We start from the raw sequence: 21138 nt of genomic DNA on the forward strand, positions 1-21138 counted from the left end.
ATTTATAATGGTAAAAAGAGATGACAGTTTTGTAATTAATTCATCTATAAAACCTAGTTATTCCAGCAAATTATTTACATTATTAAAATCTTTTTTTAAGCAATTTACAAATTACTCACAGCCTGAAATAGAAGGTTATGGTGCCAGTGCTAATATATTTGCGTTATTCATGATTTTTAATTATATGCTACCTTTATTCATGTATAGCTATGCAGTGCCTAATTTATACCATTGGATTTTATTACTTAGAATAATAGGTGGCTTAATGTGTATAGGGCTACTGTTAAGACCTTATTGGCCATCTATTTTAAAAATATATTTTCCAGCATATTATCATTTAACGCTATTTTATTGTTTGCCCTTCTCTACTACTTTTATTTTTCTTCTAGAAAAAGGCAATGTAGAATGGTTGATAAATATTACATTTGCAACAATATTATTAATTGTGCTGGTAAATTGGGTAGTATTTACAGCGTTATCTATTACCGGCACATTGCTTGCTCTTACTATATATTACTCAATATTTGATAATTTTATCATACCAAGCACCAGTGTTATTTATACATTGGCTTATACATGTTTTTTCTCTGTTATTATTGGTATAATTTTTGTACGCAGAAGACAACAATATGTATATATGCTACTCAATAATCAGCAAGAGTTAAGAGAGTTATATAATTCTACTACTGATAAATTAATAGATGCTTTAAATTACCAAGAAAAATTAGCTCGTGGTCTTGGTAAAGAAGGGTTAGAAATATTAAAACAAGCACAACAAGTCATAAATAATCTACGCAGACAAATGATGATAGATTCTAGTGAAGTATTTACCAAAGCTTATAATAAGCTGACCTCTGTTACACAATATCTAGAAGAGGTAGCAATTCAAGCTAAAGATTATGTAAGACTTGAAGTAGAAAGTATTGATATAAACTTATTGCTAAATAAGGTTAACACAAAAATAGCGAAATCAGAGAATACCCCATCTTTAGTTTTTTATAATACAGCAAATTACAAAACTATAGAATGTGATATAAATCTAACAAAAAAACTACTTATAAATACTATAATGCAAGTACATGAATATAACAAAACTTACGCTATGTTTGGTTCTAAATATCGTAAAGATGGAGAACGCAGCTGTTGTTGCATATAGTCATCTAAAAGCCCTAACTTTATTTGGTAAACCGTTTTACCGATTGTATTTGCAGTCCTTTTGAGAAATGCCCAAACTAAAAATGCACAACTAATATGATTACGTTGAAGACGCTGTTTCCTGCATTGACAACGTTCTATCCCAGTAAGTTGCTTAATTTCTCTGTGCATGCTCTCAATTACCCATCGAAAGCCACACTCATCTTGTGCAGCTTTAGAAGATTTGTGAGTTTTGTTATTGGTAACAACATACTCAACTCTGTTGGTAGGAACAGTAAATTTAAACAAATTAACATGCTTATTTTTAGCAAAGCCTTTTATATGAATCTCTACTCCATGCCTGATCTCTTCATCTGAAAATGTCAACTCTTTTACAGCTTTATAAGGTTTAGAATCGTGTGTTTTACTAACGTTTCTATTGGCTTTAATAGGGGCATAATAATATTTCCCCAGAGAGTCAACATGTTGCATAATTTTGTGTGTAGAATACCATGTGTCAAAAAGTACTGTTTGAAAAGGAATCTTCTTGCTATAAACAGCATTATTTAACATGTTTAATAGGTGTTCTAGTTTTGTTGCTCCATCATGATCAGGTGCAAAAATTCGATAATCTATTACCCAAAACTTATTAATATCAGGGTTATAATATACCAGACTCACTACTCCTATACCTTTAGTAACTCTACCTGTAGCTCCACTGTACTGCGATCTTGCAATTTCTATTTGCTTCGTATTCCTTTTATTTAAAACCGTATCATCAAATATTGTATATCCATTAGATGAAAAAATAACATCATTCTTGATGTGTTCCCATAACAAAGAAGGTGTATATTTTTCATTCCTTAAAAATCTATTAATAACATCATGACTACATTTCTTTGCATGTTCAGCGTAGTAGGTTAAACTATAATTCTTTTGGCTAACTATTAAAAATTGACAATCATCTGTCCTATTAATTGGTATTGCTTGCAACTTTATCCTCTTTGACATGTTTAATTATTTTTACAATAATTTATCACTTTTTTACTCATAGCGTAAGTTTTGTAAGTAATTGCGGTATTACGCCAGTAATTCCTCCCCCACGTAATGCTAAGATATATGGTCAAGATAACACCATATGGCATGATAAGGTTGTAAGTTATATTAGTAAGAAAGGTAACATTTATGCATTTTATAAAAAATACTGTTATGGAATTAGGGCACGAATTGAAGCTCAAATTTCAAGAATTAAGAGATGTATTGGTTCATCTCTATTAACTAAAAAAATATCATCACAAAAACGTGAAGCAATTGTTATTACCAATATTATAAATTTATGGAATTCATTCGGTAAATGTGTCGCAGTCAAAATAGGATAATTACGTCTAAAAAAGACCAACAGATACCCTTCCGAACAAAGCCGGGAGAATGATCCACGCAGGCAATGCCTCCTCGCAATGACGATTCTTGATCTATACAACAACCCACTGGATAACATTACACCGCAAAAGAATTGCCGCAACCGCATTTTGCTTTAGCTTGTGGGTTGCTGACATTGAAATATGAACTGCCTAGCTCTTCTATAAAATCAAGAGTGCAATCTAGCATAAATTTTTGAGAAATAGCATCGATAACAATAGTAGCGTTATGTTTAGTAAAAACATGATCGTCTTTTGCTATAGTATTTCTTAAAACTAGTTCGTAATTATACATTAGTCCAGAGCAACCACCGCTATCAACGGACACTCGCAGCACTAAATCCTTATCTTTTTCTAACTCTATTAATTCCTTTACCCGCTCAAAAGCTCTATCGGTAATTGTGATTGTCACTAAAATAACCTTGTAAAAATCTTATAAATTATATAATATACCTAATATTTCATATTTTTTCAAGGTGGATACTAAATCGTCATTGCGAGGAACTGGTCTTGTTGCATGGCTCAAGAAATATGTTTAATGTCATCCCGTGGCTTGGAAACTAGATCCAGAAAGATGTTTGTTATCTAGCTCACGTGTAGTGGGATCCAAAAATAATGAAATGAGCGTGGCAATCCAGAAAAATAATAAAAAATGCTATAAGTTAGCATTTTTTATACTTTCTTGCTTCGTCAATTACTCCGTAATTTCCTTAGCTCAGAAGGCAAAACTGATCCACGCGGGCAACACTAGTACCACAATAAAATAACATAGAGATAAGGATAACAATGCTAGCTTCATATGCTTCCAATCCGCTTAAAAGCAGAGGAAGATTATACAGAGAAATACCGACATCTTACCGCAATGAGTTTGAGCGGGATCGTGATCGTATCATCCATACTAATGCATTCAGACGTTTGCAATATAAAACGCAGGTTTTTATCAACCATGAGGGCGATCATTATAGAAATAGGCTAACTCATTCTTTAGAAGTCTCAACAGTTGCTCGCTCGATTGCCAACACTTTAAACCTGTCAAGCGACTTAGCCGAGACTATAGCACTTGCTCATGATCTTGGTCATACACCTTTTGGTCATGCGGGCGAGAGAGCTTTGAATGAGTGCATGAAAGAGCATAACGGCTTTTCTCATAACGCTCAATCCTTGAAAATACTAACCTTACTTGAAAAAAGATATGCTGCTTATAGAGGAGTAAATCTTACTTGGGAAGTTTTAGAAGGGATAGTAAAGCATAATGGTCCTATAAGCGGCGAAGTAAATGAGTATATAGAAGAGTATAATAGCCAAAATGATTTAGAGCTTAATACTTACGCTTCTGCTGAAGCTCAAATAGCAGCACTTGCTGATGATATTAGCTATATTTCACATGATCTGGAGGATAGTATCGGTGCTAAAATTATCGATTTTAATAATCTTGCTGAGCTTAAATATATCGACCAACATGTTTTTGAACTTAAATCAAAATATAAAAATATAAGCTCTTCTTGCTTAATATATGAAGTAGTACGCAAGCTAATGCATGAACTCATTACCGATTTATTATGGCAAACTAAGACTAATATAAATAAAGAAAAAATTACTCATATAGATGAAATACGTAACTTAGAGTATCAAATAGTAGATTTTACTGAGAAAACTAATGAGCGTATTAAAGAGATTAAAAAATTTCTACATGAGCGAGTTTATAAAAGTAATAGGATTACTGCAATCAGCCTTAAATATACTAAGATCGTGCAAGGCTTATTTAAGGTTTATATGGAAGATATTAATTTACTGCCTGTTAATTGGAAAATACAAATAGATTCTAGCAATCCAAATAGTAAAGCTAGAATTATTGCCGATTATATAGCCGGTATGACTGATCGCTTTGCTATTCAAGAGTATAACCAACTTTGTTCGCTCAATTTTAACAATATCTAATATACCAAAATCGTATAAACATTTTTAATTTCACTGGAATGCTTCTTAACTATGAATATATTTAACAAACTAAAACACGATATAATTACTGCAAGTACGCAGCTATATAATAATTCTAAAATAGCAAATAACGCTAGTATTGAAACTCCGAAAGATAACTTTAACGGCGATTTATCAAGCAATATTGCAATGATTATTGCTGCTAAGGAAAACATTCCTCCCCGCGAAGTTGCGTTAAAATTCAAAGAAATTCTTAATGAACTACCATATATCGCAAGTATAGAAATAGCCGGACCCGGGTTTATTAATTTTACTATCAAAGCTGATAGCTGGCACACTGCAATTAAAGATATTTTACAAAATGAATCTAAATTTTTTGAAATTGACATAGATAAAAACAAAAATGTCAATATTGAGTATGTTTCAGCTAATCCAACTGGACCGATGCATATAGGACATGCAAGAGGTGCGATATATGGGGACGTGCTTGCAAATATCTTAAAAAAAGTAGGATATCCTGTTACGAAAGAATATTATGTTAACGATGCAGGTTCACAAATAAATGATTTAGTAAGCACAGTAATATTGCGTTATAGAGAAGCTTTAGGTGAAAAAATTACTATCCCCGAAGGATTATATCCAGGAGAGTATTTAATTCCTGTTGGGCAAGCTTTAGCTAAAGAATATGGTGATAAATTATTAAGTATGGATGATCCAGAAAGGTTTAGAATAGTTAAAAATTTTGCCATACAAAAAATGCTAGATTTAAATAAAGAAGATTTAAAAGAACTGGGTATTAAGCACGATATATTCTTTTCCGAGCAAGCATTACACGATAACGGCGAGATAGAAAAAACTGTTAAACTGCTAACCGATATGGGGCTAATTTATGAAGGTAGCGTGCCTGCTCCCAAAGGTAAAGTTCATGATGAGTGGGAAAACAGAACCCAAGAATTATTTAAATCTACCAAATACGGTGACGATCAAGATCGTCCTATAAGAAAAGCCGATGGAAGTTGGACTTATTTTGCTTCTGATCTTGCCTATGCTAAAGATAAAATAGATAGAGGTGCAAATCACTTAATTTATGTACTTGGTGCTGATCATAGCGGGTATGTCAAAAGAATTGAAGCGATTGTTAAAGCTTTAGGCAAAGAGCAGGTTAAAGTTGATGTTAAAATCTGCCAATTAGTAAACTTTGTTGAAAATGGTGTGCCGGTTAAGATGTCAAAGCGTCTTGGAGCTTTCGCTAGCGTGCAAGACGTAAATCATGAAGTAGGCAAAGACATTATAAGGTTTATGATGTTAACAAGAGAAAATAACAAAACGCTTGATTTTGACCTAATAAAAGTAAAAGAACAATCTAAAAAAAATCCTATATTTTATGTCCAATATGCACATGTTAGAACGCTATCGATATTATCGAAAGCTATGGAAACGATTCCGCAATCTTATAATAGCTTTGAAGCTGGCACATATGATTTATCGTTATTATCATCGGAAGAAGAAATTGAGATAATAAAGCTGTTAGCTAGCTGGACAAAAACTTTGGAAACAGCAGCAAAATATTTTGAACCACATAGAGTGGCGTTTTATTTGATAAATCTAGCTTCAAAATTTCATGCTTTATGGAACTTTGGTAAGGAAAATAACGATTATAGATTCATAATAGAAAATAATGTAGAGTTAACAACAGCACGCCTTGCTCTTGCTAAAGCCATACAGAAAATTATAGCTAGTGGTCTTGAGGTTATAGGCGTAGAACCGATGGAAAGGATGTAGTTCAATTGTCATCCCGTGGCTTGGGAACTAGATCCAGTATAAAGCGAGAGAAATCGAGCTTTTAATTCTACAAAACTTACGCTATGTTTGATATAATTCCTATAAATTAAAGGATATTATAAAGTGATGCACTGTAAAAACATAGCTTTGTAGTAAGGGTTTTTAGCATATTTGCTATAACATAGCGTAAGTTTTGTCTAAAAACTTGCTGTATTTAGGCTTTTTTGCTGGATCCCGTGGACAAGCCACGGGATGACATCTCAAATATTTTATATATGATCAATAATATTTTTACTAAAATATGTCTGGTGGTTTTGATATGTATTGCTGTTATTTATTTTGCTTATCAATATTATCAAGATAGTAGACCGGTAATTACTATTTATGCAGACGAACTACCTACAAAAATAAAACCCCCCAAAGTAGAAGATATTATGCCGTCTGCGGTGCATAGTACTATATATGAAAACCTTATTTCTAAAAATACAAACCTTAAAAATGCAAGACTTCTTCCTGAACCTGAAAAGCCTGTTAATATAAATTCACGCAATCAAAATGATGACCCTTTTGATATAGATTCTTCGGATGACATATCAAATCTACTTTCTTTAATAGAACCAAATAATAATTCACAAAAAGATGAAACAGATTTAAATATAATAAAACGTGATAAAGAAAGTACAGATAGCAATAAAAATATAAAAAGTTATAATAACATTAATAGTTATAAAGTGCAGCTCGGTTCAGTAAAATCGGAAGAAGATGCAATAAATGAAGGTGAGAGAATAAAAAAGAAATTTCCAAAAATCCTAAAAAACGCTATTATCACTACTCAAAAAATTAAATGTGACGATGGGAAATTTTTCTATTTAATATTAGCTGGTAACTATGATAACCTTAGTCAAGCAAAAGCAGTTTGTAAGAAATTGGCACAGAATAAGCAAAGCTGTGTATTGAAGTAGTATACTCGTCTACCCAACTCTTTATTTAATATTTAGTGAGAATAATTTATGACAACAGAGGAAGAAGATTTTGATGAAATTACACTTGAAGAAGATATGTATTTTTCAAAACTTGCAGATAAACGATTAGAAGAAGCTAAAAATTGGATAAAGCATGAAGATTTTTGGGTACTCCTCCTGTCATTGCAAAGGTTAAAAAACACTCTCGGTGTGATCTCGTGGACAAGCCGGCATTGCTAGATGGCTCCTATGTCATTCCCGCGAAAGCGGGAATCCAGCAAAAAAAAGCCTAAATACAGAAAATTTTTAAAATTAAAAGCTCGATGTCATCTCGCTTTATGCTGGGTCCCCGCTTTTGCGGGGATGACACTGTGTGTTTTTCTTGAGCCATACAGCAACGCCGGACAAGCCACGGGATAACACCGCAAAATAAATAAATAAATTATGAAAGAAGCTAAAATAGAAAATATTGACTTTGGTAGTGCTTTATCCGAGCGTTATCTTGCTTATGCACTGTCAACGATCATGTCCCGCTCACTTCCTGATGTACGTGACGGGTTAAAGCCGGTACATCGTCGGTTATTATACGCAATGTTGCAGCTAAGGCTTGAACCGAATTCAGGCTATAAGAAATGTGCAAGAGTAGTCGGTGACGTAATCGGTAAATATCACCCACACGGTGATGTTGCAGTATATGATACTTTAGTACGTCTTGCTCAACATTTTTCTCTCCGCTATCCATTGATTGATGGACAAGGTAATTTTGGCTCTATTGATGGCGATAATGCGGCTGCGATGCGTTACACAGAATCACGTATGACGGAGATATGTACGCTTCTTATGGAAGATATCGACAAGGATACGGTAGATTTCCGCCCAACATATGACGATTCTGATTTAGAGCCGGTTATAATGCCGGCAAGCTTCCCAAATTTGCTTGCTAATGGTTCGGAGGGGATAGCGGTTGGTATGGCAACTAATATTCCGCCGCATAATTTGCATGAGCTTTGTGATGCTTTAGTGCATTTAATCGATCATCCGAAAGCCGAAATTAGCGACATGATGCATTTCATTAAAGGACCTGATTTTCCGACTGGCGGTATAATTATTGATAAAAGTGATGTTATCACTAGTGCCTATATGACGGGACGAGGTAGCTTTAGGGTAAGAGCTAGATGGGAGAAAGAAGAACTAAGTTATGGTACTTACCAAATAGTCGTAACTGAGATACCTTATCAAATTCAGAAATCCAAGCTTATAGAGCAAATCGCAATATTATTAAAAGATAAGAAGATACCGCTTGTTAGCAATATCAGGGATGAGTCAACCGATATTATCAGGCTTGTTATCGAGCCAAGGGATCGCAGCTGCGACCCGCAAATTGTTATGGAGTCCTTATTTAAACTAACAAATTTAGAGAGCCGAATTCAGCTAAATATGAATGTCATCGGTAGTAATAATGTACCGAAAGTGATGAATATTTTAGAGGTTCTGCAAGAATTCTTAAGCCACAGACAAAATATTATTACTCGCAGATCGACTTATCTTCTAAATAAAATAAAGCATCGTTTAGAAATTCTAGAGGGTTTGCGAATAGCTTATCTAAATCTAGATGAGATTATTAAAATCATCCGTGAAGAGGATGAGCCGAAAGCGATAATGATGGAGCGGTTTAAGTTAACCGAAATTCAGGTAGAGGCAATATTAAATACTCGCCTGCGTTCGCTTCGTAAACTTGAAGAGCAGGAAATTATAACTGAGCATAGTAATTTGCAAAAGCAGCAAGCAATGCTTGAGGAGATCTTAAATAATCCAAAAGAGCTATGGAAAGTAGTTAAGAAAGAACTAAAAGCTATACAAAATAAATTCGGCTTAAATACTGCTATAGGAGCAAGACGAACTAGTTTTGAAGAAGTAACACTAACGAATCAAGTAGTTGACATAACAGCTTTTATTACTAAAGAACCAATCACGATTATCTGTTCAAAAATGGGCTGGGTGCGTTCGCTAAAAGGTCATAATAACGATTTATCGAGTATAAAATATAAAGAGGGCGATGCAGAAAAGTTTATTTTAGAAGCTTACACAACCGATAAAATATTGATAATCAGCTCAGAAGGAAGATTTTTTACTCTACTTGCTGATAATATTTCCAAAGGCAAAGGCACGGGTGAGTCTATAAAACTGCTTGTAGATATAGGCAATAATGATATTACCGAGATTTTAGTCTATAAGCCTGATCAGCTTTTATTGCTTGCAAGCAGCATAGGTAAAGGGTTTATGGTTAATTCAAACGAAGTAATGGCTCAAACGAAAAGTGGCAAACAAATTATGAACGTGCCGGATGGTCATATATGCATAGCTTGTTTACCGGTCAATGGTGATAGCGTTGCTTGCATTGGTGAAAGTCGCAAGCTTCTGGTGTTTAATATCTACGAAATACCAGAGATGAAAAAAGGACAAGGTGTAACGCTGCAAAAATTTAAAAACGGCAAGCTTTTAGATATTAAAATATTTAATAGGGAAGATGGCTTAAGCTGGAATAGTGGCGGGAAAGTGAAACTAGAGAAGAATATTATTGCATTTTTAGGTAAACGAGGTAGCACCGGTAAACTACCCCCTATGGGCTTCCCAAAAAATAATAGGTTTAGTTAAATCATAAGTGTCATCTAGTTGTTAATCTATAATACTCGCAATATTTTCTAATAGGGCAGATTTCACAGTCGGGCTTTCTTGCCTTACAAATATATCTGCCGTGCAAAATTAGCCAGTGATGGGCGTGGCTTAGCCATTTTCCATCGATAATTTGCAGTAGCTCCTTTTCAACTTCTTCAGGGGTATTACCTTTAGCAAGCCCTATTCTTTTTACTACTCTAAATACATGAGTATCAACTGCCATTGTCGGCAAACCAAATAAACAATTAAGTACAACATTTGCAGTTTTTCTTCCAACACCAGGCAATTTAACTAATTCTTCAAAACTATTCGGTACTTTGCTATCATAATTGCTTATCAATATTTGACATAAGGCAATAACATTTTTCGCTTTGCTATTAAATAGCCCGATAGATTTTATGTATTTTTTTAAGCCCTCTTCACCAAGCCCTAAAATTTTTTCTGGTGTGTCATAAATTTCAAACAAAGATTTAGTCGCTAAATTCACTGACACATCTGTTGCTTGAGCTGATAATATTACCGCTACTAATAGGGTAAAATCGTTTTTATAAACTAACTCAGTTTTTGGGTTTTCATTATTCTTGCTAAAAACTTCAAAGATTTTATTAACTATTTCTGCTTGCATGGTGTATAATGTTACAAATAAAATTAAACATATCAGGTTTTTAATGTTAGAAAATAAAAGTTTTAAATTTATAGAAAATGAGATAAAAAATAATAAAGTAGTATTGTTCATGAAAGGTAGCAAAGAAGCACCCATGTGTGGTTTTTCTGGTAAAGTAGTTGCTATTTTGACTAAGCTAGGAACAGAATTTCGTGATATTGATGTTCTATCAGACCCTGAATTGCGTGAGTCTTTAAAAATTTTTAGCGATTGGCCTACTTTCCCGCAATTATATATTAATGGTGAATTAGTTGGCGGCTGTGATATCGTAACAGAACTATATAATGGCGGTGAACTCGAGAAGATGCTGAAAGGTTGAGTTGTCATCCCGTGGCTTTAGTGTCATTCCCGCGTAGGCGGGAATGACATATACAATATAACAAATTACAAAAAAACATGAATAAAAATTTAACATACCCTGAAATAGCAAGTATCGAGCAGCCGGCAAAAAAGCTAGTAGTATTGCTACATGGTGTCGGTTCGGACGGTCACGATTTAATAGGATTAGTTCCTTATATCAAAGACGATTTACCGAATTGTCATTTTATTTCGCCGCATGGCATCGAGCCTTATGATATGGCTCCATATGGCAGACAATGGTTTAGTTTACAGGATCGTAACCCTGATAATATATCTAAGCTTCTGGTAAAAAATATTTCTAAGTTAGACGATATCATAAAGCAAAAGCAGGAAGAGCTAAATTTAACCAATAAAGATACGATAATTATTGGATTTTCTCAAGGTACTATGATCGGATTATATTTAACTCTTATTCAGAAAGAGCCATTTTATTGTACTGTAGGTTTTTCAGGTGCGTTAATTCCACCTGCTGAGATTAATAATAAGATCACGCCTATATGCTTGATTCATGGAGAGCTAGATGAGGTAGTAAGCGTTAACGAAATATATAACGCCTCGCACTATTTATCCAAATATCATATACCTCATAGCGGGCATAAATTAACTCGGCTTGCTCATTCGATAGATGATAGGGGGATTGAGATCGCTGTTAATTTTGTAAATAATAGTCATTACGAGCAGCCGTAAGCTGCGTGGCAATCTCAGGATTTTTATTGTCATTCTGTGGCTTGGGAACTAGATCCAGCATAAAGCGAGATAAATCGAGCTTTTTATATTTATATTTTTTTACTGGATCTAGTTAGCAAGCCACGGAATGACACCGAGGGCGTTTTTTGATCCACGCGGGCAATGCCATACAGGAATGACATAAATACATGACAAAACCAAATAAATACTTGAGGCATAATGAACATTTTTAATAACAAGTTACAAGAAATAGATAAAGAAATTTTCGAAATAATTAAGCATGAGAAAGCTCGTCAAAATAGTGTGATTGAGCTTATTGCCTCTGAGAATTTCGTAAGTCCTGCAGTGCTTGAAGCTCAAGGATCGGTGCTGACTAATAAATATGCTGAAGGATATTCAGGTAAGCGTTTTTATAATGGTTGCGTCGAAGTAGATAAAGCCGAAAATTTGGCGATAGAGCGAGCAAAGAAGCTATTTAACTGTAAATATGCCAACGTGCAACCTCATTCCGGTTCGCAAGCAAATCAAGCCGTATATCTAGCTTTAATGCAGCCAGGTGATACTGTACTTGGTATGTCTTTAGATAGCGGGGGACACTTAACACACGGCTCACCTGCTAATATGTCAGGTAAGTGGTTTAATGCAGTTTCTTATAGCGTCGATAAAGAGACTTACTTAATTGATTATGATGAAGTTGAACGTTTAGCAATTTTACATAAACCAAAATTGCTTATAGCCGGTTTTTCAGCTTATCCTCGTAATCTTGATTTTGCTAAATTCAGAGAAATAGCTGATAAGGTAGGAGCATATCTTATGGCTGATATCGCTCATATTGCGGGGTTAGTTGCGGCAGGTGAGCATCAAAGCCCTATTCCGCACGCTCATATTGTTACTTCAACTACTCATAAAACACTTAGAGGACCAAGGGGTGGTCTAATTTTGTCTAACAATGAAGAGATAGGCAAAAAAATAAATTCTGCTTTATTCCCTGGTTTGCAAGGTGGTCCATTAATGCATATAATAGCTGCAAAAGCTGTAGCATTTTTAGAAAACTTGCAGCCGGAATATAAACACTATATAAAACAAGTTATAAGTAATGCTAAGGCACTAGCTAGTAGCTTGCAAGAGCGAGGATATGATATATTAACAGGTGGCACTGATAATCATATTGTACTAGTGGATTTACGAAAAGACGGTATTACCGGTAAAATTGCTGCTAATTCTTTAGATAGAGCAGGTATTACTTGCAATAAAAATGCTATTCCTTTTGATGAAACTTCGCCTTTTATTACTTCAGGTATTAGGCTCGGTACACCAGCTTGCACTACTAGAGGATTTAAGGAAAAAGATTTTGTACTAGTTGGTCATTTAATGGCTGATATTTTAGATGGTTTAAAGAATAGCGAAGATAATAGCAAAGCCGAGCAGAAAGTGTTAAGCGAAGTAACAAAATTAATTAAATTATTTCCGTTTTATGACTAATTTAGATAGACCCAATTGGATAAAAGTAAAAGCTCCTAACTCTTCAGAGTATTATAATACAAAAGATTTGATTAAAAATCTCAAGTTAAATACTGTGTGCGAGGAAGCTGCTTGCCCTAATATTGGTGAATGCTGGTCAAAAAAACATGCAACTGTGATGATTCTCGGCTCGGTTTGCACCAGAGCTTGCAGATTTTGTAACGTTAAAACTGGCAGACCAGATTTACTTGATCCGCATGAACCGCAAAGACTAGCTGAGGCAGTGCAAAAGCTGGATCTTAAACATGTAGTAATTACTTCGGTTGATCGTGACGATCTAGAGGATGGCGGAGCTACGCATTTTGCTGAGTGTATTAGTGAAATTCGTAAGTCTTCACCGAATACCACTATCGAGATTTTAACTCCTGATTTCTTAAGGAAAGACGGAGCAGCAGAAATAATAGCGAACGCAAAACCTGATGTTTTTAACCATAATGTTGAGACTGTCCCGTCTTTATATAAAACGATTAGACCAGGAGCTAGATATTATAATTCTCTAAGCTTACTCCATAACATCAAGAAATTATCACCTGAAGTTTTTACAAAATCCGGTATGATGGTAGGGCTTGGGGAAGAAATCAGCGAAGTAGTGCAAGTTATGGATGATCTAAGAGAAGCAAAGGTTGATTTCCTGACTATTGGGCAGTATTTGCAACCTACGAAGAATCACGCAGAAATGGCAAAATATGTTACTCCTGAAGAGTTTAAATATTTAGAGCGAGTAGCCCGCACAAAAGGATTTTTGATGGTTTCCGCAAGCCCCCTAACCCGCTCTTCATACCATGCTGACGAGGATTTTGAGAAATTAAAGGAGAATTATAGGCATCGTCATTGCGAGGAAACGCGAAGCCTTGACGTGGTAATCTCATAAAACAGTATAAGTTCCTGAGATTGCACACGTACAAAACTTACAGTTTTTCTGAGCTCAGACGACAAAAATTATATAATAATGATAAACGTAGAGATTATAAAAAACTACAGCAAATGGCGAGAATATAAGCAAATAAATAAGGCTTTGATTAAAAAAATTACTCAAAAAACCTTATCGCAATTCGAAAATTTTAGTGAAATAAAACAATTCGAACTATCGATTTTGCTGACAAATAACGAAGAAATATTGACCTTAAACAAGCAATTTCGTAATATAGAAAAAGCAACTAACGTTCTTTCTTTTCCTGCTAATGAATTAAATTGGCAAGATTTGCGTTTTAGCGGTAACGAAACAGCTTCTAGTAATCAGCCTATTATCCTTGAAAATTTAGGGGATTCTGATTATATGCATTTAGGGGATATAGCATTTTGCTATGATGTAATATATAATGAATCATACGAGCAACAAAAAACTTTTGAGAATCACTTTATTCATCTTTTAATACATAGTATTTTACACTTAATCGGGTTCGATCATCAAAATGACACAGAAACAAATATCATGGAAAATTTAGAAATCGAGATATTAGCACATTTCGGTATATCCTCACCCTATTTATTAACTAAATAAAAAAATTTATGTTAAAATCTTCAAAAAAAGAAGATGACAATAAAAAGAATCACGATAATAAGTCAATTTTTCACTTACGAAAATTATTCTCACCGATAAAATCTTTATTTTCCAATAAAGTACCGGATGATTTTTTTAGCGTTATAAAACGTTTAAAAACTAATAGTCAGAAAATGACTTTAGATGAACGTAATATTTTAGCTAATTTGCTAAAATTAAAAGGCAAAACTATTGAAGATATAATGGTACCACGCTCTGATATTGTGGCAATAAAACTTACTACAAATATAGAAGAATTAAACGAATCTATTAAAGTAAAAATTCCGCATACCAGAACTCTAATATATGATGGTACTTTGGATAATATAGTTGGTTTTATTCATATCAAAGATCTATTTAAAGCATTAGTTACAAAACAAAATTTTCGCTTAAAAAAGCTAATACGTAAGCATATAATCGCTGCTCCCTCTATGAAGCTATTGGATTTGCTTGCAAAAATGCGTCGTGAAAAAACCCATATTGCTATAGTTATTGACGAGTATGGTGGTACTGATGGCTTAGTTACTATCGAAGATGTTATGGAAGCATTAGTTGGGCGAATCGATGATGAGCATGATCAGAAATCAGAATATGATAACTATAAGGTCATTAATAACTCAACAATTATTTCAAACGCACGTGTTGAAGTGGAGGTGCTTGAAGAGATAATCGGCAAGAAACTAAAAGATGATGATGATGAGTTTGATACCATAGGAGGTTTAGTGCTGACAAAAATGGGCAATGTTCCGGCGGTGGGTACTAAAATAAATGTTTCAGAAAATATTGAAATTGAAGTAACGGATGCAAATCCTCGCTCATTAAAGCAAGTCAAGATTACGCTTAAAAACAGTTTAAAACGTGCTAAATCATCTTAAATCTTTATTACAAAACTATAACAGCATCCACTCCGAAGAAATTCTTTCCAAAGAAAGAATGCTAGAATTTTTGGATAAGCACTTAAATTTAGTTAGAAGTGACTTAAAAATGCAGCTAAATTCAAAAAGCTTCAGACAAGATGAATTTGAAGATAAGCCTGCGGAGCGTACAAAGTTACGTGAGCAAAGGCGAATATCAAAAAATTCGCTTGTATCAAGCTTTTTGAATTTAGCTGCAGGGCATTTTACTGCCTCTGCGTTCTTACTCAATCATGATCAAACTAAGTTTCTATTGATGCATCATAAAAAGCTTAATAAATGGCTTCAACTTGGTGGGCATTGTGAGAGTGATGATATAGCATAAATCATTAAGATACTGACAATTTAATAGTATTAAAAACAGCATCATAAAATGTTTCAAAATCTCCTACAACTTTCCTAATTTCATTTTTTATCTTAAACCAGTAATGCTCTATAGGATTTAAATCAGGAGAGTAAGTTGGTAAATACAATATGGTATAGCATAAGTCATTAAGGTACTGACAGAGCGAGAGTATCATGTTATAGTAAGCAAATATTAACAAGCATGTAAAGAGATATGGCACGAGCATATGCAATAGAACTAAGACTAAGAGTTATAAAAGCTGTAGAAGCAGGGATACGAATAAGTAAGGTAAGTAAATTATTTAATGTAAGTCGTGATACTATATATAAATGGAAAAAATTAAAAGATAAGCAAGGTACTTTAGAAGCAGCAACTGGTTATCAGAAAGGACATAGTCATGAAAATGCAAGGACTAAGTAGAACAAAACCTATAAATTTTCTGCCCAAATTTCATTAGGGGTTTTATAACCAAAAATCTTTCTTGGCATGTTATTTAAAATCTCAGCAACATTGTCAAGACCTCTTTGTGTAACGGTAGTAATATCTGTATTTTTAGGTAAAATTCTATGAATCATAGAATTCATTTTTTCCACTAATGCTTTTTGTCTAGGGCGGTATGGATCACAAAAGAAAGTTTGAAACCCAGATAGTCTATAGGCAACATGCCCCACAAACTCTTTGCCATTATCCATAGTAATAGTCTTTCTCACACTATTTGGAAGAGTTTTTATCTTTCTTAAAAAACCATTGGTAACTGTTGTAGCTCTCTTGGAGTTATTCAGCACTAAAATAATCTTTTGACTCTTTTTATCCACCAGTGCACCAATATTCATACTTTGATTACCTTTATGAAATGTAAGATCTGCCTCAAAATTCCCTACTTCTACCTTTTTCGTAGCTATTGCATCACGCTGATGTATTGAGATCCTTTGTGGTATAATGATCCTTTGACGCCTCTTCCCTCTTTCTTGCCTTTTATATCTTTTAGAAGGTAAATAGCTATATAACCAAAACTTACGCTATGAGTAAAAAAGTGATAAATTATTGTAAAAATAATTAAACATGTCAAAGAGGATAAAGTTGCAAGCAATACCAATTAATAGGACAGATTATTGTCAATTTTTAATAGTTAGCCAAAAGAATTATAGTTTAACCTACTACGCTGAACATGCAAAGAAATGTAGTCATGATGTTATTAATAGATTTTTAAGGAATGAAAAATATACACCTTCTTTGTTATGGGAACACATCAAGAATGATGTTATTTTTTCATCTAATGGATATACAATATTTGATGATACGGTTTTAAATAAAAGGAATACGAAGCAAATAGAAATTGCAAGATCGCAGTACAGTGGAGCTACAGGTAGAGTTACTAAAGGTATAGGAGTAGTGAGTCTGGTATATTATAACCCTGATATTAATAAGTTTTGGGTAATAGATTATCGAATTTTTGCACCTGATCATGATGGAGCAACAAAACTAGAACACCTATTAAACATGTTAAATAATGCTGTTTATAGCAAGAAGATTCCCAAAACTTACGCTATGTTTGGTTCTAAATATCGTAAAGATGGAGAACGCAGCTGTTGTTGCATATAGTCATCTAAAAGCCCTAACTTTATTTGGTAAACCGTTTTACCGATTGTATTTGCAGTCCTTTTGAGAAATGCCCAAACTAAAAATGCCCAACTAATATGATTACGTTGAATACGCTGTTTCCTGCATTGACAACGTTCTATCCCAGTAAGTTGCTTAATTTCTCTGTGCATGCTCTCAATTACCCATCGAAAGCCACACTCATCTTGTGCAGCTTTAGAAGATTTTTGAGTTTTGTTATTGGTAACAACATACTCAACTCTGTTGGTAGAAACAGTAAATTTAAACAAATTAACATGCTTATTTTTAGCAAAGCCTTTTATATGAATCTCTACTCCATGCCTGATCTCTTCATCTGAAAATGTCAACTCTTTTACAGCTTTATAAGGTTTAGAATCGTGTGTTTTACTAACGTTTCTATTGGCTTTAATAGGGGCATAATAATATTTCCCCAGAGAGTCAACATGTTGCATAATTTTGTGTGTAGAATACCATGTGTCAAAAAGTACTGTTTGAAAAGGAATCTTCTTGCTATAAACAGCATTATTTAACATGTTTAATAGGTGTTCTAGTTTTGTTGCTCCATCATGATCAGGTGCAAAAATTCGATAATCTATTACCCAAAACTTATTAATATCAGGGTTATAATATACCAGACTCACTACTCCTATACCTTTAGTAACTCTACCTGTAGCTCCACTGTACTGCGATCTTGCAACTTCTATTTGCTTCGTATTCCTTTTATTTAAAACCGTATCATCAAATATTGTATATCCATTAGATGAAAAAATAACATCATTCTTGATGTGTTCCCATAACAAAGAAGGTGTATATTTTTCATTCCTTAAAAATCTATTAATAACATCATGACTACATTTCTTTGCATGTTCAGCGTAGTAGGTTAAACTATAATTCTTTTGGCTAACTATTAAAAATTGACAATAATCTGTCCTATTAATTGGTATTGCTTGCAACTTTATCCTCTTTGACAATGTTTAATCTCTTTTGGGTATATTCCCCGCCGCTTGCGGCGTAATATGGCGGAATGAGCAAATATATACATAAAAGTCATAATGTTACGGTACTGCTGTATCACATGGTATTTCCAGCAAAATATCGCCGAGCAGTGTTTGACGTATCAGTTGATCAAGTATTACGAGAAATATGTTTAGAGATAGAAAAGAGATATCAAATAAAATTTTTAGAAATAGGGGTTGATGAAGATCATGTCCATTTTTTGGTACAATCTGTACCAACCTATAGCGTAACAAAAATAGTAACAACAATTAAAAGTGTTACAGCTCGTCAAATATTTAGACAGTGTCCACAGGTAAAGAAACAATTATGGGGTGGAGAATTTTGGACTGATGGATATTTTACGAGTACGGTAGGTAAGCATGGAAATGAGAATATGATAGGAAAATACGTAAAAAACCAAGGCAAGGAATATCAGAAACTGCATGAGGATCATCAGCTAGCTTTCTTCTAAAATACCCCGCTGCTTGCGGCGGGGATTACTTTTATTGGTCTGCAGTTTCTATGCCAGTGATAAATAATATAGGTGCATATCCAGCTTTTAGCAAAGCAATTCCAGTTTCAATTTTGTGTCCTCCGCCAGCGAATACTATTATTGCATTAGCAGTATTACTACTTGGCTTATAAGAATTTACCAGATATAAATAATAAACAAAACCGCTAGCCCAAATAGCAAATATTGTTAAAATTGTAAGGGCAATTTTTCGTATCATTTGAATATTTTAATAAATTCAGCTTGAAGAATTTTATCAAATTCAGTCATTTTAATATAAACTCCTAATTGATTTAGAGATGTTACTAAAGAATCTTCAAGACCACAAGGAATAATTCCGTTAAACTTATTTAAGTCTGTTGAAATATTTATAGCTATGCCGTGATATGTTACCCATTTTCTTACTCTGACTCCTATCGCAGCAACTTTTGATGGAATATCATCGTTTGTTTTTACCCAAATACCTACTTTATCTTTTATAAGATATGCCTTTATTCCCAAAATATCTAGACTATTTATAATCCATTCTTCAAGCATTCTTACATATAGCTTTAAATCTTTAGTACGATTTGGTAAGGCTAAATTAAGAATGGGATAAATAACACGTTGTCCAGCTCCATGAAAGGTAAACTTACCACCACGACTAGTATAAATAACAGGAATATTAGTATGGTTTAATAATTCTTCCTGTTTGTAATTAGTGCCAGCAGTATATACATCTAAATGCTCAACTAAATAGACTGCTTCCAGTTCTTTACCGTCGATAACCTTGTTAACATAATTTTCCATTAACGTTAAGCTATCTTGATAGTCTATAGGGGTTGGTATAGTAATGAATTGTACCATATATTCAGTACTTTTGATAAAACTGAAACAATTAAAATACTAATTCTTCATATTTTATTGTTACAACTTCATAGGATTTAACGCCTCCAGGGGTCATAACTTCCACAATATCACCTACTGATTTGCCAATTAAAGCTTTTGCTATAGGAGATGCAATGGAAACTCTTTTCTTAGTGATATCAGCCTCATATTCACCAACAATATGATACATAACTTCTTCTTCGGTTTCATCATTTATTAACGTAACAGTAGCACCAAATTTTATACTATCACCCGACAATTTAGCAACATTTATAATTTCTGCTCTTGCTGTTATATCTTCCAAATGTTTAATACGAGCTTCTACAAATGCTTGTTTTTCACGTGCAGCTTCATATTCAGCATTCTCGGATAAATCGCCATGTGCTCGTGCTTCTGCTATATCTTCGCTAACTTTTTTACGCTCTACATGTTTTAAATGCTTAAGCTCATGTTCTAATTTTTCAAAGCCTTGGTCAGTGATAGGAAATTTTGCCATCATATTGTTATTGTGTAAAATTGGTAATTTTAGTATGATATTATATCATCTTTATTATCTTTCGTATACCTAAAAATAAATTATTAACCTCATGAACATTGAAGATTTTGATTTTGAAAAAAAGCGTAAAGCTTTTCATTTATCTGCTATAATACTACCTTTAATATATATATTCATCTCAAGAACCTCTATTACTATACTATTATTTATAGTAACTGCTGCAACTTTGTATTTAGATATATCACGTCATAGTAGCATTAAAATTAGTGAGTTTGTAACTAAGTTTTTTATAAAAATTATGAGAGCAGACGAAAGCAATGGCTCTTTTGCCTTAAGTGGCTCTAGCTTCATGATGCTTGGCTTTTTTTTAACAGCTCTTCTTTTTCCTAAAAATTTGACAATTTGTTCCTGGCTGATTTTAATTGTTTCTGACTGTCTAGCAGCTCTTGTTGGTACAAAAATAGGTAATAGTTTAAATAATGGTAAGTCGGTTGCAGGCTCTACAGCATTCTTGCTATCCGCAATTTTTATAAGTTTATTAGTGTATTTTTACTTAGGATTTAATACTAGTTTTATTATTATTATTATAAGTTCTATAGCAACTACAGCAATTGAATTTTATTCAAAGGATTTGAAAGTTAATGATAATTTATCAATTCCGCTTACTTATTGTTTTTCTACAGCTATCCTTTCTTATATTATTTAA

At 33.6% G+C, this 21138-nt stretch carries 23 protein-coding genes and 4 pseudogenes; 18 read left to right on the top strand and 9 right to left on the bottom strand.

The window, feature by feature from the left end; genetic code table 11:
• Nucleotides 1-7: 7 nt before the first annotated feature.
• A complete protein-coding gene (locus AAGD55_RS04340; protein WP_341792271.1) occupies nucleotides 8-1156 on the top strand; it encodes a hypothetical protein in 1149 nt (382 codons plus the stop codon).
• Here the strand turns inward: AAGD55_RS04340 and AAGD55_RS04345 are convergent.
• Entirely contained in the window at nucleotides 1096-2145 is a 1050-nt protein-coding gene (locus AAGD55_RS04345) for a transposase (RefSeq protein WP_341792272.1), read from the bottom strand. The genes AAGD55_RS04340 and AAGD55_RS04345 overlap by 61 nt on opposite strands.
• Between AAGD55_RS04345 and AAGD55_RS04350 the strand changes: the two genes are divergently transcribed.
• Complete coding sequence (locus AAGD55_RS04350; RefSeq protein ID WP_341792273.1) at nucleotides 2112-2513, top strand: hypothetical protein; 402 nt, start codon at nucleotides 2112-2114, stop codon at nucleotides 2511-2513. The two genes, AAGD55_RS04345 and AAGD55_RS04350, sit on opposite strands and share 34 nt — an antisense overlap.
• A 118-nt stretch (nucleotides 2514-2631) precedes the next feature.
• Here AAGD55_RS04350 and AAGD55_RS04355 read toward each other — a convergent pair whose 3' ends face one another.
• Nucleotides 2632-2964, bottom strand: coding sequence for an iron-sulfur cluster assembly accessory protein (locus AAGD55_RS04355; protein ID WP_341792274.1), 333 nt, complete (start codon nucleotides 2962-2964; stop codon nucleotides 2632-2634).
• A 374-nt stretch (nucleotides 2965-3338) separates the two neighbouring features.
• Here AAGD55_RS04355 and AAGD55_RS04360 point away from each other — a divergent pair, with 374 nt between their 5' ends.
• From AAGD55_RS04360 to parC, 5 genes are all read left to right on the top strand, one after another.
• Nucleotides 3339-4490, top strand: coding sequence for a deoxyguanosinetriphosphate triphosphohydrolase (locus tag AAGD55_RS04360; protein WP_341792275.1), 1152 nt, complete (start codon nucleotides 3339-3341; stop codon nucleotides 4488-4490).
• 51 nt (nucleotides 4491-4541) lie between these two features.
• A complete protein-coding gene (gene argS, locus AAGD55_RS04365; RefSeq protein WP_341792276.1) occupies nucleotides 4542-6272 on the top strand; it encodes an arginine--tRNA ligase in 1731 nt (576 codons plus the stop codon).
• Nucleotides 6273-6547: 275 nt separating this feature from the next.
• The gene (locus AAGD55_RS04370; RefSeq protein ID WP_341792277.1) at nucleotides 6548-7234 is read left to right on the top strand and encodes an SPOR domain-containing protein; all 687 of its coding nucleotides are present in this window, start codon (nucleotides 6548-6550) and stop codon (nucleotides 7232-7234) included.
• 48 nt (nucleotides 7235-7282) lie between these two features.
• Nucleotides 7283-7474 (top strand): hypothetical protein, encoded by a 192-nt coding sequence (locus AAGD55_RS04375; protein WP_341792278.1) that lies wholly within the window; start codon nucleotides 7283-7285, stop codon nucleotides 7472-7474.
• A gap of 204 nt (nucleotides 7475-7678) precedes the next feature.
• Nucleotides 7679-9889 (top strand): DNA topoisomerase IV subunit A, encoded by a 2211-nt coding sequence (parC, locus tag AAGD55_RS04380; protein ID WP_341792279.1) that lies wholly within the window; start codon nucleotides 7679-7681, stop codon nucleotides 9887-9889.
• A 10-nt stretch (nucleotides 9890-9899) separates the two neighbouring features.
• Here parC and nth read toward each other — a convergent pair whose 3' ends face one another.
• Nucleotides 9900-10535: an endonuclease III gene (gene nth, locus AAGD55_RS04385; protein WP_341792280.1), complete on the bottom strand. Its 636-nt coding sequence runs from the start codon at nucleotides 10533-10535 to the stop codon at nucleotides 9900-9902.
• 43 nt (nucleotides 10536-10578) lie between these two features.
• Between nth and grxD the strand changes: the two genes are divergently transcribed.
• The 7 genes and pseudogenes from grxD to AAGD55_RS04420 all read left to right on the top strand — a co-directional run.
• On the top strand, nucleotides 10579-10893 hold the full coding sequence (grxD, locus tag AAGD55_RS04390) for a Grx4 family monothiol glutaredoxin (protein WP_341792281.1): 315 nt from the start codon (nucleotides 10579-10581) through the stop codon (nucleotides 10891-10893).
• Between the two features lie 77 nt (nucleotides 10894-10970).
• Entirely contained in the window at nucleotides 10971-11621 is a 651-nt protein-coding gene (locus tag AAGD55_RS04395; protein ID WP_341792282.1) for a dienelactone hydrolase family protein, read from the top strand.
• A 219-nt stretch (nucleotides 11622-11840) separates the two neighbouring features.
• Nucleotides 11841-13103, top strand: a complete 1263-nt coding sequence (gene glyA, locus AAGD55_RS04400) for a serine hydroxymethyltransferase (protein WP_341792283.1) — start codon at nucleotides 11841-11843, stop codon at nucleotides 13101-13103.
• Entirely contained in the window at nucleotides 13096-14013 is a 918-nt protein-coding gene (gene lipA, locus AAGD55_RS04405) for a lipoyl synthase (RefSeq protein WP_341792284.1), read from the top strand. The genes glyA and lipA overlap by 8 nt, the downstream gene beginning before the upstream one ends.
• Nucleotides 14014-14091: 78 nt before the next feature.
• Entirely contained in the window at nucleotides 14092-14643 is a 552-nt protein-coding gene (ybeY, locus tag AAGD55_RS04410) for an rRNA maturation RNase YbeY (RefSeq protein ID WP_341792285.1), read from the top strand.
• Between the two features lie 8 nt (nucleotides 14644-14651).
• On the top strand, nucleotides 14652-15557 hold the full coding sequence (tlyC, locus tag AAGD55_RS04415) for a hemolysin C (protein WP_341792286.1): 906 nt from the start codon (nucleotides 14652-14654) through the stop codon (nucleotides 15555-15557).
• Nucleotides 15541-15909 (top strand): annotated as a pseudogene (locus AAGD55_RS04420) (palindromic element RPE3 domain-containing protein); the annotation flags it as partial. The gene tlyC and the pseudogene AAGD55_RS04420, both read left to right, overlap by 17 nt.
• A gap of 16 nt (nucleotides 15910-15925) precedes the next feature.
• Here the strand turns inward: AAGD55_RS04420 and AAGD55_RS04425 are convergent.
• A pseudogene (locus AAGD55_RS04425) lies at nucleotides 15926-16075 on the bottom strand (transposase); the annotation flags it as partial.
• 80 nt (nucleotides 16076-16155) lie between these two features.
• On the opposite strand from AAGD55_RS04425, the gene AAGD55_RS04430 reads away from it, so the two are divergent.
• The gene (locus AAGD55_RS04430) at nucleotides 16156-16362 is read left to right on the top strand and encodes an IS630 transposase-related protein (RefSeq protein WP_341792288.1); all 207 of its coding nucleotides are present in this window, start codon (nucleotides 16156-16158) and stop codon (nucleotides 16360-16362) included.
• Nucleotides 16363-16370: 8 nt separating this feature from the next.
• Here the strand turns inward: AAGD55_RS04430 and AAGD55_RS04435 are convergent.
• Nucleotides 16371-16889: pseudogene (locus AAGD55_RS04435) on the bottom strand (IS30 family transposase); the annotation flags it as partial.
• Between the two features lie 115 nt (nucleotides 16890-17004).
• On the opposite strand from AAGD55_RS04435, the gene AAGD55_RS04440 reads away from it, so the two are divergent.
• On the top strand, nucleotides 17005-17544 hold the full coding sequence (locus AAGD55_RS04440) for a hypothetical protein (RefSeq protein ID WP_341792289.1): 540 nt from the start codon (nucleotides 17005-17007) through the stop codon (nucleotides 17542-17544).
• On the opposite strand, the gene AAGD55_RS04445 is transcribed toward AAGD55_RS04440, so the two are convergent.
• Nucleotides 17484-18533, bottom strand: a complete 1050-nt coding sequence (locus tag AAGD55_RS04445; protein ID WP_341792290.1) for a transposase — start codon at nucleotides 18531-18533, stop codon at nucleotides 17484-17486. The two genes, AAGD55_RS04440 and AAGD55_RS04445, sit on opposite strands and share 61 nt — an antisense overlap.
• Before the next feature lie 53 nt (nucleotides 18534-18586).
• On the opposite strand from AAGD55_RS04445, the gene tnpA reads away from it, so the two are divergent.
• On the top strand, nucleotides 18587-19030 hold the full coding sequence (tnpA, locus tag AAGD55_RS04450; protein ID WP_341790826.1) for an IS200/IS605 family transposase: 444 nt from the start codon (nucleotides 18587-18589) through the stop codon (nucleotides 19028-19030).
• Between the two features lie 34 nt (nucleotides 19031-19064).
• On the opposite strand, the pseudogene AAGD55_RS04455 reads toward tnpA, so the two are convergent.
• The 3 genes and pseudogenes from AAGD55_RS04455 to greA all read right to left on the bottom strand — a co-directional run.
• Nucleotides 19065-19289 (bottom strand): annotated as a pseudogene (locus AAGD55_RS04455) (YdcF family protein); the annotation flags it as partial.
• The gene (gene lipB / locus AAGD55_RS04460) at nucleotides 19286-19915 is read right to left on the bottom strand and encodes a lipoyl(octanoyl) transferase LipB (RefSeq protein ID WP_341792291.1); all 630 of its coding nucleotides are present in this window, start codon (nucleotides 19913-19915) and stop codon (nucleotides 19286-19288) included. The gene lipB and the pseudogene AAGD55_RS04455, both read right to left, overlap by 4 nt.
• 31 nt (nucleotides 19916-19946) lie before the next feature.
• On the bottom strand, nucleotides 19947-20435 hold the full coding sequence (gene greA, locus AAGD55_RS04465; protein ID WP_341792292.1) for a transcription elongation factor GreA: 489 nt from the start codon (nucleotides 20433-20435) through the stop codon (nucleotides 19947-19949).
• A gap of 88 nt (nucleotides 20436-20523) precedes the next feature.
• Between greA and AAGD55_RS04470 the strand changes: the two genes are divergently transcribed.
• A complete protein-coding gene (locus AAGD55_RS04470; RefSeq protein WP_341792293.1) occupies nucleotides 20524-21138 on the top strand; it encodes a diacylglycerol/polyprenol kinase family protein in 615 nt (204 codons plus the stop codon).

Origin of the sequence: Rickettsia endosymbiont of Gonocerus acuteangulatus, assembly GCF_964026435.1 — a bacterium.
Classification (GTDB): Bacteria; Pseudomonadota; Alphaproteobacteria; order Rickettsiales; family Rickettsiaceae; genus Rickettsia.